The organism is Aeromonas sp. MR16 (assembly GCF_022549315.1).
Lineage (GTDB): Bacteria > Pseudomonadota > Gammaproteobacteria > Enterobacterales > Aeromonadaceae > Aeromonas > Aeromonas aquatica.
On record NZ_JAKZFK010000001.1, the window covers coordinates 495,632 to 510,949 of the forward strand.

A 15,318-nucleotide genomic window follows, 5' to 3' on the forward strand; every position below is an offset into this window, starting at 1 on the left:
GCAAAGTATGAAGATCAATGCGATAAACACATTGCCGCTCGAGGCGGAGTTTGTGACGCACAGGGGCTGGTGGCTCGATTCAGGGTTCTTCGTGGAGAATAAGCCCAATGGCCTGCCTTGGCGCTGGCGCGATTATCCGGCAAAGACGGACTTGGCACTGGATAAGCCAAATATCCAGCTCTTTCGTCATGACGACGAGCTCACGAACGGGATGTTTGATGTCTGCAACCGGGTCAATGAACTCCAGCAGGCCGAGCTGTGGGAGCTGAAAGACACTTTTTCGACGTCACAGCATTTTGGACGTTTTCTGTGGGATAACCAGCTGTTTGATCTGGCCCGCTTCTTTAGCCGTGTCTACTGGTCAAAAAACTATGAGGCCATCATCGCGGCGATGAAAATTGCTGGCACCTATGAGGCCTACATCATCGTGGTCAATTCGGCACTGGGGGATGGTTTGATCACCTTTGACAATCCGAGCCCAGGGCACCTGATCATCACGGTGAAAGCCGGGGATGTGTTCCGTCCCTGGAGCGTCGCGCTGGCAGATGGCACGATGACTTCCCTTCATACTGGCGGATCCAATTACGATGGGAAACTGCTCACACTGGTGGACTCAGCCGCACAACTCACTTTTCAGGAGACGATCAAGCTTATCGAATTGCTAAACGTTTCCGGCATGTTTGTCGAAATCATTCCGGCCTGATGGCTGATAGAGAGGTAACGAATGAGAGTATTAGATCTGGACCAGATCTCCGATGAGGCGATCGATCTGTCACAATTCCTGGCCGTTGACGATCCGGCGCAGACTTTCAAGATGACGCTGTTGCAACTGGCCGATTTCCTTGAGGCCCGTACTCTGGCACGGTTATTTCCTGTGGGTTCGACCCTCTATCGGGTGGATAACCGTACTCCGATGGAATTAGGTTTCCCCGGTACGTGGACCAAGGCTTCCCCTGATGTGACCCTGGCAACTGGTTTGGCTGACGGCACAGATTCAGGTAGTTATACCGGCACCAGCGATCCAGTCGTGCCGATTCCCGATCATGGTCATAGTGCCAGCCAGGATGCGCACTTTCACACAGGGAGCGTTGGCTCTGGTGGCGCCCATACGCACAACGTAAGTGCAAAAATCAAATCAGATTTCTTGTGGGATGGTGTGGGCTGGGATGCAGGCCGTTACGAGGGCGGCGCGGCAGAACACCATCAAGACACCAACATGGGGCCGATAGCCTTATCTGCAGGCGAGCATGCCCACGGCCTGACCATAGACCAATCCCAGCCGGCCGTTCATGTCAGCAATGCCGGCACCGCTGGCGCGACGCTGGACGTTCGAGGCCTGCACCTCAATGGCCAACTCTGGCTCCGCACCGCATGACCTTACGGATCAAACGTGGTTGTATCCCTTGCATCCGAATCAAGGAAGTTATCGAGGTGGCGGGACGGATGGATATCAAGGTTATCACCAAAGATCTGGCTGTCGAACGAGAATGGAAAGAGTAGAGGGAATTCCAAGAGGATTATGGCTTTACGCAGACACCAGTTTTTATTTCAGAAAATGTAATTTTTGCGGCGTGATGTCAATATCAAGGAGGTTTGAAATTTAGATATAAGCACCATTGTCGATCGTATTTTTAACGGAGGCTGGGGAGTGAGCTGGATGATAGTTTATTTTACCATTTTTACCGTATGGTGAAATGGATAAGCTATCTCCGTGTATAAATCACAACTCATTGGTGAAGTAATTAAATGTAGATGACGCATCCAATGATGCAGCTGCTTTGTCCGGTGGGTTTTTGTTATATACGGCTGTATATACAGGTTGTTATTCACCAAAGGTTTTGGAATTAACCCCTCCGAAAATACTCAAACAACTAGGTATGAGAATAGCAGCGATGAGAATGAATGTTCAGATTGTCATCGTCATTTCTAACCGTTAAATATAAATAGGGTGTTACATGGCGATTGAGCATGTCCAAAATGGAGAAACGGGATTAGCAGCCAGGGAAAAAATAAACGCGGCTATATCTGTCATAAATGAGCTTGTTGACGGCGGTGGAGCACAGCCAGGAGATGCCACGCTGACCGCGTTGGCTGGACTGGATACTTCCGCTAATAAGATGCCGTACTTCACCGATCATGATGTGGCGACCCTGACAACCCTGACCCCCTTTGCTCGCAGTTTGCTGGATGACGACGACGTGGCAGCGGCGCTGACGACACTAGGGGTGAGCGCCTTCATTCAGGGGTTTCTCAATGATGCGGACGCCGCGATAGCGAGGGCTACGCTGGGGGCACAGGCATCGGATGCTACTCTGACTGCGCTGGCAGGGCTGGCGGCGGCAGCTGACAAGCTGCCCTATTTCACTGGTGCGGACACGGCGGCCATAGCGGTACTGACCGCTTTCGCCCGGACACTGCTGGAGGATGCCGACGCTGCAGCGGCGCTGACGACACTAGGGGTAAGCGCCTTTATTCAGGGGTTGCTCAATGATGCGGACGCCGCGACGGCACGGGCTACGCTGGGGGCACAGGCATCGGATACTACTCTGACCGCGCTGGCCGGGTTGGCGACGGCTGCTGACAAGCTACCGTATTTCACTGATACAGACGTGGCGGATGTGACGGTACTGACCGCTTTCGCTCGGACTCTGCTGGATGATGCGGACGCCACGACGGCGCGGGCTACGCTGGGGGCACAGGCATCGGATGCTACTCTGACTACGCTGGCAGGGTTGGCGACGGCAGCTGACAAGCTACCGTATTTCACTGATGCAGACGTGGCGGATGTGACGGTACTGACCGCTTTCGCTCGGACACTGCTGGATGATGCGGACGCCACGACGGCGCGGGCTACGCTGGGGGCACAGGCATCGGATGCTACTCTGACTACGCTGGCAGGGTTGGCGACGGCAGCTGACAAGCTACCGTATTTCACTGATGCAGACGTGGCGGATGTGACGGTACTGACCGCTTTCGCTCGGACACTGCTGGATGATGCGGACGCCACGACGGCGCGTGCTACGCTGGGGGCACAGGCATCGGATGCTACTCTGACCGCGCTGGCTGGGCTAGTAACGGCAACTGACAAGCTGCCCTATTTCACCGGTGCGGACACGGCGGCCGTGGCGGTACTGACTGCTTTTGCCCGGACACTGCTGGAGGATGCCGACGCTGCAGCGGCGCTGACGACACTAGGTGTGAGCTCCTTCATTCAGGGGTTGCTCAATGATGCGGACGCCACGACGGCGAGGGCTACGCTGGGGGCACAGGCATCGGATGCTACTCTGACTGCGCTGGCAGGGCTGGCGACGGCAGCTGACAAGCTGCCCTATTTCACCGGTGCGGACACGGCGGCCGTGACGGTACTGACCGCTTTCGCCCGGACACTGCTGGAGGATGCCGACGCTGCAGCGGCGCTGACGACACTAGGTGTGAGTTCCTTCATTCAGGAGTTGCTCAATGATGCGGACGCCACAACGGCGCGGGCTACGCTGGGGGCACAGGCATCGGATACTACTCTGACCGCGCTGGCAGGGTTGGCGACGGCAGCTGACAAGCTGCCCTATTTCACCGGTGCGGACACGGCGGCCGTGACGGTACTGACCGCTTTCGCCCGCACACTGCTGGAGGATGCGGATGCCGCGACGGCAAGGGGTACACTGGGGGCTGCTGCAGCAAGCCACAGCCACCTAGGTACTATCCCAGCGCCTATCGCCCTTGGCGCGTCTGAGCATCTCGATGACCTGAAAGCAGCGAATGTCTACTACCAGTCGGCCAATGCGAATGCCGCAACGGCAAGGGGATATCCGGAAGCCGCTGCCGGCACGCTGATAGTGACTACCGCCGCAGGACCCGTGCAGCAGTATTATGTCTACAACTCCAGCCGGGTGTATATCCGAGCCCAATACAGCACGGGGGCCTGGACCGTATGGGCCAAGCAGTACAATACCCAGAACAAACCCTCCGCCGCTGATGTGGGTGCCGTGGCCCCATATGTAGTTCTTCCAACAGGCACTGATCTGAACACCGTGCAGACGTCTGGTTTTTATCGTTTGGCCGAAGCAGGTTCAGGGCATCCAAACTGCCCTAACCCTAGCGGCTACGGTCAGATGATAGTGAGCGCAGCACTGGACACCGTCGCTCAGATCTACATCGATCCCTTCAGCGGGGCTACCTACATCCGCAGCTGGCCAGTTACCGGGGCTGCGGGAGTGTGGAATCTCATATTTTCACAAACGCATCTCCCTACCGCAGCACAGGGGAACTCCGACATCGTAGCTAACGGGTATGGGCAGGTTGGCAGCTATGCGTTTTTGTGGAGCTCGAATGTTAGCCCCACTGGTCCTGGATTTATAGAGCCAGGGGCAAATGTCCATTGGGCGGATGGAGAAGGCGGACATCCCAGCGGCACAGCCGCTGGAACGTGGAAACTCATGGGTGCGCGTTCCGTGCCTGCTACCGACAATTTTGGTTCTATGTCATCACTTTGGATCCGCATCGCATGATCAAATTAGAGTACGCAAAAAATCCATATTGGGCTGATAAGGCTCACACCCTGATCAATATGGTCGCCAAGTTTGAACATCTTGATGAAGAAGTACCCTTTACCGCGTCCATTGATGACGTGATGCTGCATGGTCGAAACATTTTCATCCAGGCACTAAATGAGGAGTTCGGACAAGTTAAACCCCATGTAGCACTCACCCCTAATGAGATCGCACTCCGCGATCATCTAAAGGTCAGGCAAAGTGAACTGGCCCGCGCCACTACCAAGGCCATGCACTGGGAGATGATGGGCAATCCCAGTCAAGCCGCTGCCTGGCGAGACTACTACCAGGCGATCTATGCCCTGGACACCGCCCCCGGCTGGCCTCAGGTCGAGCAATGGCCGGTGGCGCCTTAATGAGCTGGTTGCACGCATCACTCACTCTGCCAGCCCCTTTGAGTGGTATTTTCAACAATTTGAAGGGGAGCTGGGCCGAGTGCCTAGCATTATTTCGGCGGTCATTGTCTCATCGGTCGCCACAGAGCCCTATGAGTAGGGGGTTACATGACGATTGAGCATATCCAGAATGGGGACACAGGATTAGCAGCCAGAGAAAAAATAAACGCTGCTATATCTGCCATAAATGAGTCTGTTGGCGGCGGAGGAGCACAGCCAGAAGATGATACGCTGACCGCGTTGGCTGGTCTGGATACTTCCGCTAACAAGATGCCGTACTTCACCGATAATGACGTGGCGGCTCTGACAACCCTGAGCCCTTTTGCTCGAACCATGCTGGATAATACCACCGGCGCGGACGTTCTGACCACGCTGGGGGTGAGCGGGTACATGCGGGGATTACTCTATAAAGTGGATGCACCCTCTGCAAGGGTAACGCTGGATGCCGCTAGATTCACTCACACTCACACTGCTGCTCAATCTAATGAAGACATTATTGCGGGTGGCTATGCAATGATTGGGGCTCCGGCGTACATGGTCTATATCGGTGGCGGCGGGATAAAGTCTCCTGGTTTCCTGGCAACAGGAGCTCAGCTGAAATGGTCGGCAGGTTCTGGTGGCGTTGACGCTGGCAGTCCCAGTGGAACTTGGCAGTTGATGGGGGGCGTAGCTGGTTCGACCATAGGTGGTGGTTATGCGGCTGAGAATGCGTCGTTGTGGATCCGGATTGCGTGAGAACATAATGAGTAACGCTTTTTTACATAGAGGGTGCCCATTCAGTAATCTGGGCAACGGCTATTAAGACCTCGGTCAATTTCATAGTGAAATTCACGGGTTTCAGTAATGAGATTCCGTTCACTGCTTCCCTAGGAGATCCCGAACCTCATGGGCGCGAACTGTATGAACGTGCGCAGACTGGCGAGTTTGGTCCTATTGCACCATATGTGGCGCCGCAAGAGTTGGACAATACCTACGAAATGTCTATTGTGCAGGCAAAGATCGCTCTTTTGATTGCAGCAAAAGAACTAGGTGCAGCGACAGAGGAAGAGCTGGACTGCTTGACATTATTGCGACGTAAACTTGTCAGATTGTATCGTGCTGGCCAGGTGATGTGGGCTAGCAATAGTTGGTCGCAGCAATTAAGTCCGAAGTCGACATCAGATATTACTATCTAGCTATGTTTTCAAGGAATCGCTGGTTATACAAATCAGCGATCGCCTTTCTGCGTCTGTCCATAGGGTCATCTTGCGATGGGCGGTATGACGTCATTATCCCGCTAGACCCCATGTGCGGCGTTAAAAGGTCCCTTTGTTCAGGCCAGCTTCAGTCAACCGCCCAGCGGCTTGTCCTTGCCAAATAGCGGGCACAAAAAACGGGCCAATGGCCCGTTCTGTTTATCCGTTGAAACACTACTTGTTATGGCGCTCGGCGAGCCGCTGTACCACATCCTGCAGGCCCAGCCCTTCATTTTGCAGCAGCACCGTGAGGTGGTAGAGCAGATCGGCGGATTCGTTGATGAGCTCTTCGCGATCCTTGGCCATGGCGGCCAACGCCACCTCCACACCCTCTTCACCGACCTTCTGAGCGATGCGCTTGGTGCCCTTGCCGTAGAGGCTGGCGGTGTAGCTGGTGGCGGGGTCGGCACCCTTGCGCGAGGCCAGGATCTGCTCGAGTTCCGCCAGGAAGCCGAGCGGCGGCAGCGGGTGACCGTCGAAGCAGGAAGGGGTACCCAGATGGCAAGTGGGGCCCACCGGGTCGGCTGCGATCAGCAGGGAGTCCTGATCGCAGTCGGTACTGATGGCGACGAGCTTGAGCACATGGCCCGAGCTCTCGCCCTTGGTCCAGAGCCGCTGCTTGCTGCGGCTGAAGAAGGTGACCTGACCGGTGGTTTGGGTTTTTTCCAGCGCCTCTTTGGTCATAAAGCCCTGCATCAGCACCTGGCCGCTCGCGGCGTGCTGAACGATGGCGGGGATCATGCCCTCACATTTGGCCCAATCCAGGCGCTCGGCCAGCGGGGTCTGGTTGTTTACAGCTTGGTTATTCACGGATGGCGACTCCTTCGTTTTTCAGCCAGCGTTTCAATTCGGGAATGGGGATAAGGCCCTTGTGGAACACGGAGGCCGCCAGGGCCCCGTCCACGTCGGCGAGGGTAAAGGCATCGAGGAAGTGTGCCATGGTACCGGCGCCGCCGGAGGCGATGAGCGGCACTTTGCACAGGGCCCGCACCAGCTTGAGCTGCTCGAGATCGTAACCCTGGCGCATGCCGTCCTGGTTCATCACGTTCAGCACGATTTCACCCGCGCCGCGCTTTTGCACCTCCTTGACCCACTCCAGGGTGGTCCAGGCGGTGGTGCGGGTGCGGCTCTCGTCGCCGGTAAACTGCTTGACTTGATACTCACCGGTGGCGGCATCAAAGTAGGAGTCGATACCGACCACCACGCACTGCACGCCGAAGCGCTCGGCCAGTGCGGTGATAAGGCGAGGATCCGCCAGGGCGGGGGAGTTGATGGAGACCTTGTCGGCGCCAAACTCCAGGATCTGGCGCGCATCCTCCACGCTCTTGATGCCGCCGGCGACGCAGAACGGAATGTCGATGACCTCGGCCACTCGGCTCACCCAGCTCTTGTCCACCACCCGGGCGTCGCTGGAGGCGGTGATATCATAGAACACCAGCTCGTCGGCTCCCTCGCTGGCGTAGCGGCGGGCAAGCTCGACTATGCCCCCCATCACTTCGTGATTTCGAAACTGCACTCCCTTGACCACCACGCCGTCTTTGACGTCGAGACAGGGGATAATACGCTTTGACAACATGCTCGTTGCTCCATGTAAAGCACGGTTAACATTCGATTCAGCCAGACGGTGCCGGCATTCTCGCGATCCTGGATAAAGCGGGCTGGCATGGCGCTGGCATCGGCCGAGGCGGGAGAGCCCACACTATAAGCACGACCTTGTACCGCAATCCAACCCTTTCTCCGCATTCCTCTCTCTGCTACTTATCAATGCCGGGTGATGGCGCCGGATCCTTCCGAACGGAAGGCCAGCAGGTTGTCCTCCACCTGTTTCAGCCCTCTGATGGTGATCAGGGCACCGTCGAAGTCGAACCCCTTCAGCTGCTGGGCGAGCAGGGTGCCCTGCTCGCCCAGGCCGGTCAGCATGGCGCCGGCGTGCTGATCGAACAGTGTGATGGCGGCGGTATCGCTCTGGGCCAGCAGCGCCTCCAGCTGGCGCAGCAACTGCTGCTGCCAGTGGCTGCTCGGCAGGGGGGAGACGATATCCGTCTGCGCATCCTCGGCCCCCAACCGGAGCTCCAGCTCGACGAGATCCCGGCCTATGCCGGCGATCAGGGCGGCCAGCAGATCCTCTTCCTGTGCCCGCAGGGCCTGCTCCAGCTGCAACCCCTGCTCGGCGAGGCTGGTCAGACCCAGGGTCGAGGCGGCGCCGCGCAGGCTGTGGGCCAGGCCAATGGCACAGGGGCGATCCCCCTTCGCCAGGCACTCGGCCAGGTGCTCGGTGTCTCCTCGATGCTGGACCGCGAAGAAGCGCAGCAGCCTGAGGTATTTATGTTGATCCCCTTGCAGCGCCGCCAGGCCTTGCACCAGATCCCAGCCGGGCATCTCCTGCAGCCGGGCGAGGGGGGCGCACCAGCGTTCGGCGGGCCGTAGGGGCGAGGCTGCGGCGGGGGTGCCCGCTGGTAGCCATTGCCGCAGCGCCTCGAACAGCCTGGCCGGGGTGACGGGCTTGGTGATGAAGTCGTTCATGCCGGCGGCCTCGCAGGCCTTCCTGTCCTCCTCAAAGGCACTGGCGGTGAGCGCCAGTATGGGCACCTGATCCTGATCGGGCAGGGCCCGGATGGCGCGGGTGGCGCTGTAGCCATCCATCAGCGGCATCTGTATGTCCATCAGGATGAGATCGAAAGACTGGTGGCGGATCTTGTCCAGCGCATCCAACCCGTTAACTGCCGTCTCTATGATGAGGCCGCTGCCGGTGAGCAGCTCGGTGATCACCTCCCGGTTTATGGCGTTGTCCTCCACCAGCAGCAGACGAGCCGGATAGGAGGAGAAGAACGGCTGCTTGGGCTGGGTCGGCAACACAGGGGGCAGGGGGATGCTCTTGCCCGGGGAAAGCTGTGCGGTGAACCAGAAGCAGCTGCCCTTGCCGGGGGTGCTGTCGACCCCCACCTCGCCCCCCATCAGCTTGGCCAGCCGGCTGGTGATGGCAAGCCCGAGGCCGGTGCCGCCATATTTGCGGGTGGTGGAGACATCGGCCTGCTCGAAGGCCTGGAACAGCCGCTCGCGCTGCACCGCCGTGATGCCGATGCCGCTGTCCTCCACCTCGAAACGCAGCAGATAACCGCTGAGCAGCTTGCGCAGCATCCGCACCCGCAGGGTGATGGTGCCTGTCTCGGTGAACTTGATGGCATTGCCGGCATAGTTGAGCAGCGCTTGGCGCAGGCGGGTGATGTCGCCGCTGAGCCAGACCGGGGCGCCATCGAGATCGATCTGGATGGCGAGCCCCTTGGCGCTGGCCTGCTCGTCCATCAGGGCGCAGACGTTGTCCAGCATGGCGACGAGGGAGAAGTCGTGGCACTCCAGCACCATCTTGCCCGCATCGATCTTGGAGAGATCCAGGATGTCGTTGATGAGGGTGAGCAGGTGCTGGGCCGCGTTGTCTATCTTTTCGAGCCGTTCGTGCTGGGCTATCTCCTTGGCATCCCGCTTGAGCAGGTAGGTGAGGCCCAGGATGGCGTTCATGGGGGTGCGGATCTCGTGGCTCATGTTGGCGAGGAAGGCGCTCTTGGCCTGGTTGGCGCTCTCGGCGCGCTGGTGCGCCTGGGCCAGCTGCTGGGTGCGCTCGCTGACCATCTCCTCCAGGTGGAAGCGATACTGATCCAGTTCCTCCCCGAGCTGCTTCTTCTCGGTGATGTCCGCCTGCACCGTCACGAAGTGGGTCACCTGGTCGTTATCCCGGCGGATGGGGGAGACGGAGGCCAGCACCTGATAGTGGCTGCCATCCTTGCGCTGGTTGACGAACTCCCCGTGCCAGCGCTGGCCCTGCTTGAGGGCGTCCTGCAGGGCGACATGGGTAGCGGGCGGGGTGAGGCCGGAGTCGAACAGCTGAGGGCTTTGCCCCAGAACCTCTTCTTCTGCATAGCCGCTGGTGGCCAGGAAGGCGGCATTGGCATATTCGATGCGCGACTCGGTATTGGTGATGAAGATCCCGTCCGGGCTCTGCTCCAGGGCCAGAGACAGCTGTCGCAACTGCTGCTCGGCCTGCTTGCGCTCCGTGATGTCCTGCACAGTGCCGTACAGCTCCACGATGGTCCCGTTCTCGTCTCGCAGGGCAGTGCCACGGGCGATGATCCAGGCGGCCTCCCCGCTGGGGGTGACGACCTCGGCATCGCATTCGTAGGGGGCGCCATCCTGCAGGCAGCGATCCACAGCCTGGCTCAGGGTGTGCCAGGCCTGTGGGGTGAAGTAGTTCTGCACCTCGGGATAGACGGCGGGGGGGAGCGCCGGATCCCGGCCATAGATGCGAAAGATTTCCGGAGACCAGTAGTGCGTGTCCTGAACGATGTGCCAGCGCCAGTTGCCGATCTTGGCCAGACGCTGGGATTCGCGCAGGATCACCTCGTTCCGGCGCAGGGCGGCCTCGGTCTCCTTGCGCTGCTGGTTGTCCTCGATGATGGAGATGAAGTAGTCCGGTTGCCCCTGGAGATCCCTGACCAGGGTCGTGGTCAGGGTGATCCAGAACGCCTCGCCCCCCTTGCGCAGGTAGCGCTTCTCCAGGGCATAGTGCTGGCCCTCGCCGGCCAGCAGCTGATCGACATAGCTCTGATCGATGAAGAGATCGTCCGGGTGGGTGATCTGCTGGAAGTTCATTTCCATCAGCTCGTCGGCGCTATAACCCACCATGTCGCACAGCCGCTGATTGACCCGAAGCCAGTTGCCGTCGGGGGATACCAGGGCGATGCCGACGGCTGCCTGCTCGAAGGTAGCCTGAAAGCGATCCTCGCTCTGCCGCAGCCGGGACTGGGTGTTCAGCAGCTCCTGCCAGCGCTGGCTCTCCCTGACGCGGGAGCGGTGCATGGCTGCGCTCAGTAGGGTGATCAGGACCCCGTTGGCGACGAGCAGACCCCACTGGACCTGATCCTGACCGGAGGCGATATACAGCTCGTGGCGCGGTGACAGGATGAAATAGGCGGTCATCAGGGCCACGCAGAGGGTGCTGATGAGGCCGGGCAACAGCCCCCCCAGCAGGGCGCAGACGATGATGGGCAACATGAACAGCACCAGCAGCGGCCGCTCCTCGACGGGAATGGGCAGCTGGAGCCGGATCAGCAGCACGAACAGGGGCATCAGTATGGCCAGCAGGCAGGCCCCTATCCATTGATGCCTGCTCAGGGGGAAAATCCATTTCATGCGGGGCGCTCCTCGGGCGACAGAGGGATCCAGGGACATTGTGCAATCTTCCCCACAGAGGGTATGACCAGGGTCTTGGCGAGCAGGGGGATCCTAGCCATGGGGCACCTCGTGATCGTCACGGTAGCGCTCGGCGATGGCGATGAACTGCTCGAACTGGGCATCAAAGACGGCCACCACGTCCGGATCGAAGTGCAGCCCGCTGCCCTCGAGGATGAGGCTCCTTGCCTGCTGGTATGGCATGGGGGGTTTGTAGACCCGGACGGTAACGAGGGCATCGAACACATCGGCCAGCGCCATCAGCCGGGCCGAGACCGGGATGTTATCGCCGTTCAATCCATCCGGATAACCGCTGCCATCCCACTTCTCGTGATGCCAGTGGGCTATCTCCTTGGCCAGGGTGAGGAAGGCCAGGGGTTGATCTATGTCCCGTTCCGCCTCCTCGATGGCGTCGCTGCCGAGCTTGGCGTGGGTGCGCATGATGGGCCATTCCTCCTCGGTCAGCTTGCCCGGTTTGAGCAGGATCTGATCCGGGATCCCCACCTTGCCGATGTCGTGCAGGGGGGCCGAGCGGCTGAGCAGCTCTATGTAGGCGGGGGTCAGGGTCTCGGTGAAACGGGGATGGCTTGCCAGACCGATGGCGAGCTGGCGTACATAGAGCTGGGTGCGCAGTATGTGGTTGCCGGTCTCGGGATCCCGGATCTCCGCCAGGTGGGCGAGGGCGCGGATGGAAACCTGCTGGATCAGATCGTTCTCCGCCATGCGTCTGGACACCTCGGCTTCCAGCAGCGCGTTCTGGCTTTGCAGCCCATCTCTCGCCTGTTTGGCCTCCAGCTGGGTGCGCACTCTGGCCTGGACGATGGCGGGGTTGATGGGTTTGGTGATGTAGTCGGTGGCGCCGAGGGCCAGCCCCTGCGCCTCGCTGCGAGGATCGGAGAGGGCGGTGAGCAGCACCACGGGAATGGAACTGGTGGACGGATCTGACTGCAGCCTTCGCAGCACCTCGTAACCGTCCATGTCCGGCATCATCACGTCCAGCAGGATGAGATCCGGCCGGGGTGAGCCGGTGGCGATGCGCAGGCACTTCTCGCCCCCCTGGGCGGCCAGCACACGGTAGGTGGGGGTGAGCAGATCGGTCAGTACCATCAGATTCTCGGGGGCATCGTCGACGATCAGGATGGTGGCGGCTTGGGCTGTGAACATGGCGCCTCCGCGACGCAAATGGGTCAGTCGAGTATAGAGTCGATTGTCACTAAGGGATAAATGATGGCTCAGACTCGACGGCGCGTCAGTCGTGAGCCCGCAAAAACGGGCTCACACAGCAACTCCGTTCAGCGGGCCCAGCAGGCGATGGCGCCCTTGACGTCGAATTTGCCTTCCAGCAGGGCGCGGCCGAGGATGATCCCCTTGACCCCTGTGCCCTTGAGCGCCTCTATGTCGGCCAGATTACCTATGCCGCCCGAGGCCTGGAAGGCCACGCTTGGATAACGGGCGCAGAGATCCCGGTAGAGCTCGACGTTGCTGCCGGCAAGGGTCCCGTCCCGACTGATGTCGGTGCAGAGCACGTGCCTGAGTCCGGCGGGAAGGAAGCGATCGATCAGCGCCTCTATGGTCACCCCGCTGTTCTCCTGCCAGCCGGCCACCGCGATCTGGCGATTGCCTTGTGCATCTATATTGACGTCCAGCGCCAGCACGATGCGTTCGGCGCCGTACTTCTCCATCCAGCTCGCCACCAGTTCCGGGGACTTGACGGCGGTGGAGCCGATCACCACCCGATTGGCGCCGGCAGCCAAGAGGTCTGCCACGTCCTGCTCGGTACGCACCCCACCGCCCACCTGCACCGGCGCCCTGGTCGCGGCGAGCAGCTCGGTGATGAGCGCAAGCTGGCGGGCTTGTGTCTCTTTGGCGCCGTCCAGATCCACCAGGTGCAGTTGCTGCGCCCCTTGCGCCACGTAGTCGTTGAAGCGAGCCTGAGGGCTGCTGCTGTAGGCGGTCTTCTGGCCGTAGTCGCCCTGATAAAGACGCACTACCTGCCCGTTAATCAGATCAATTGCCGGGATAATCATCTTGTTCACAACTCCAAATATTTGAATGGACTACAGCCTGCCAGCATCCGGTCATTGCCCTGATAGAGGCGCATCTTCATGTGCCCGTTAATCAAATCCATTGCCGGGATAATCATCCTTGTTACAGCGCCAAAAAGTTTTGCAGTAGGCGGGCGCCGGCCGGGCCGGATCGCTCCGGGTGGAATTGGGCGCCAAAGAAGTTGTCTCGCGCGACGATGGCGGTAAAGGAGCTGCCATAGTCGCAGCTGGCCAGGGTCGCCGCCGTCACCTCCAGGGCATAGGAATGGACGAAGTAGAAGTAGCTGCCGCTCGGGATACCGCTTAGCAGCGGGTGTGTCTCGTCGTGCTCAATCTGGTTCCAGCCCATGTGGGGCAGACGCAGGTCGCCCACCTCCATCAACCGGATCTTGCCGGGCACTATGCCGAGACAGTCGATCAGCGCGCCACTGTCGTCATCCTCGCCCGTCATTGTCTCCTCGGAGGCTTGTGCCAGCATCTGCATGCCGAGACAGAAGCCGAGCAGCGGCTGCTTGGCGGCGCGAATAAGGGGCACCAGATTGCGCTCGTTGAGGTTGCGCATGGCGGCGACGGCGGTGCCGACTCCCGGCAGGATCAGCTTGTCGGCGCCCTCGATATCGGCGGCGCTGCAGCTGACCAGGGGCTGCACACCGAGACGCTCGAACGCCATCCGCACCGAGGCCAAATTGGCACAGCCAGTGTCGATGATGACGAGGTTTTGCTTACTCAAACCCATCACAGTACCCCCTTGCTGGAGGGCAGTTCGCTCCCTTCCACCCGGATGGCCTGACGCAGGGCGCGGCCAAAGCCCTTGAACAGCGCCTCCACCTGGTGGTGGGTGTTGCCGCTGCCGACCTTCATCTGCAAGGTGATGGCCATGGCGTCCGAGAGGGAGCGGAAGAAGTGCGGCACCATCTCGGTGGCCATCTCCCCCACGCTGTCGCGGCCAAAGCCGCTCGGGCAGTCGAACACGAAGTAGGGGCGGCCGCTCAGGTCCAGCGCGGTGGCCACATCCAGCTCGGTGAGGGGGGCGGCGTCATCGCTGTGACGAGGACGACCATCGATCACCGCCTGCACCTCATCCATCGCCAGCACGAAGCCGAAACGACCGATGCCACGCTTGCTGCCGAGGGCCTGACGCAGGGCCTGACCCAGGGCGAGGCCGACGTCTTCCACCGTGTGGTGATCGTCGATGTGCAGATCGCCGCTGACTTTCAACTTGAGGCGGAACCCGGCGTGGGTGGCTATCTGATCCAGCATGTGATCGAAGAAGCCGATACCGGTGGCGATCTGGTTGCCGCCGCTCTTGTCGAGATCCACCGCCACCTGGATGCGGGTCTCCTTGGTGTAGCGCTCCACCTCGGCCACACGCCCCTTGGAGAGCAGCTGATCACGGATGGCGAGCCAGCCGTGATCTTGTGGCTGGTAGCGAATGCCGCGGATGCCCATGTTGTCGGCGAGCTGCAAGTCGGTCTGCCGGTCGCCTATCACGAAGGAGTTGGCAAAATCGATGCGACCCGAGGCGAGGTACTCCTTCACCAGCCCGAGGTTCGGCTTGCGGCAGCTGCAGCCGTCGGTTGGGAAGTGCGGGCAGATCAGCACCTGTTCCCAGTGCACGCCCTGTGATTCAAACAGGTGCATCATCAGGTCGTGGGGCGGCTGGAAATTTTCAAGGGGCAGGCTATTGGTGCCGAGCCCGTCCTGATTGGTCACCATCACCAGCACGTAGCCAGCGGCCTGCAGCTCGCGCAGCACCGGGATCACCATGGGTTCGAAGCGCAGCTTGGCGAGGCTGTCCACTTGCTTGTCGGTCACCGGCTCCTCGATCAGGGTGCCGTCGCGGTCGATAAACAAAAACGGGGTCTTCATGGGT

Annotated in this window: 12 protein-coding genes; 5 read left to right on the forward strand and 7 right to left on the reverse strand. The window is 60.0% G+C overall.

What is annotated here, in order from left to right; translation table 11 throughout:
* Positions 1-7 precede the first annotated feature (7 nt).
* From MM194_RS02235 to MM194_RS02255, 5 genes are all read left to right on the forward strand, one after another.
* Positions 8-703, forward strand: coding sequence for a hypothetical protein (locus MM194_RS02235; protein WP_241342511.1), 696 nt, complete (start codon positions 8-10; stop codon positions 701-703).
* 21 nt (positions 704-724) lie between these two features.
* Positions 725-1,375 carry a hypothetical protein gene (locus MM194_RS02240; protein ID WP_241342512.1) on the forward strand — a complete coding sequence of 217 codons (651 nt, stop codon included), beginning with the start codon at positions 725-727 and terminating at the stop codon, positions 1,373-1,375.
* A 580-nt stretch (positions 1,376-1,955) separates the two neighbouring features.
* Positions 1,956-4,505 carry a pyocin knob domain-containing protein gene (locus tag MM194_RS02245; protein WP_241342513.1) on the forward strand — a complete coding sequence of 850 codons (2,550 nt, stop codon included), beginning with the start codon at positions 1,956-1,958 and terminating at the stop codon, positions 4,503-4,505.
* Positions 4,502-4,903, forward strand: coding sequence for a hypothetical protein (locus MM194_RS02250; RefSeq protein ID WP_241342514.1), 402 nt, complete (start codon positions 4,502-4,504; stop codon positions 4,901-4,903). The genes MM194_RS02245 and MM194_RS02250 overlap by 4 nt, the downstream gene beginning before the upstream one ends.
* Positions 4,904-5,050: 147 nt before the next feature.
* Positions 5,051-5,677: a hypothetical protein gene (locus MM194_RS02255; RefSeq protein WP_241342515.1), complete on the forward strand. Its 627-nt coding sequence runs from the start codon at positions 5,051-5,053 to the stop codon at positions 5,675-5,677.
* Positions 5,678-6,351: 674 nt separating this feature from the next.
* Here the strand turns inward: MM194_RS02255 and hisIE are convergent.
* From hisIE to hisB, 7 genes are all read right to left on the reverse strand, one after another.
* The gene (gene hisIE / locus MM194_RS02260; RefSeq protein ID WP_241342516.1) at positions 6,352-6,987 is read right to left on the reverse strand and encodes a bifunctional phosphoribosyl-AMP cyclohydrolase/phosphoribosyl-ATP diphosphatase HisIE; all 636 of its coding nucleotides are present in this window, start codon (positions 6,985-6,987) and stop codon (positions 6,352-6,354) included.
* Positions 6,980-7,753, reverse strand: coding sequence for an imidazole glycerol phosphate synthase subunit HisF (gene hisF / locus MM194_RS02265; protein ID WP_033131750.1), 774 nt, complete (start codon positions 7,751-7,753; stop codon positions 6,980-6,982). The genes hisIE and hisF overlap by 8 nt, the downstream gene beginning before the upstream one ends.
* A 185-nt stretch (positions 7,754-7,938) precedes the next feature.
* Complete coding sequence (locus MM194_RS02270; RefSeq protein ID WP_241342517.1) at positions 7,939-11,361, reverse strand: PAS domain S-box protein; 3,423 nt, start codon at positions 11,359-11,361, stop codon at positions 7,939-7,941.
* Positions 11,362-11,454: 93 nt separating this feature from the next.
* Positions 11,455-12,564 (reverse strand): two-component system response regulator, encoded by a 1,110-nt coding sequence (locus MM194_RS02275; protein WP_241342518.1) that lies wholly within the window; start codon positions 12,562-12,564, stop codon positions 11,455-11,457.
* Positions 12,565-12,692: 128 nt separating this feature from the next.
* Complete coding sequence (hisA, locus tag MM194_RS02280) at positions 12,693-13,427, reverse strand: 1-(5-phosphoribosyl)-5-[(5-phosphoribosylamino)methylideneamino]imidazole-4-carboxamide isomerase (protein ID WP_033131757.1); 735 nt, start codon at positions 13,425-13,427, stop codon at positions 12,693-12,695.
* A 121-nt stretch (positions 13,428-13,548) separates the two neighbouring features.
* Positions 13,549-14,181 (reverse strand): imidazole glycerol phosphate synthase subunit HisH, encoded by a 633-nt coding sequence (hisH, locus tag MM194_RS02285; protein ID WP_241342519.1) that lies wholly within the window; start codon positions 14,179-14,181, stop codon positions 13,549-13,551.
* Positions 14,181-15,314, reverse strand: coding sequence for a bifunctional histidinol-phosphatase/imidazoleglycerol-phosphate dehydratase HisB (hisB, locus tag MM194_RS02290; RefSeq protein WP_033131746.1), 1,134 nt, complete (start codon positions 15,312-15,314; stop codon positions 14,181-14,183). The genes hisH and hisB overlap by 1 nt, the downstream gene beginning before the upstream one ends.
* Positions 15,315-15,318 lie beyond the last annotated feature (4 nt).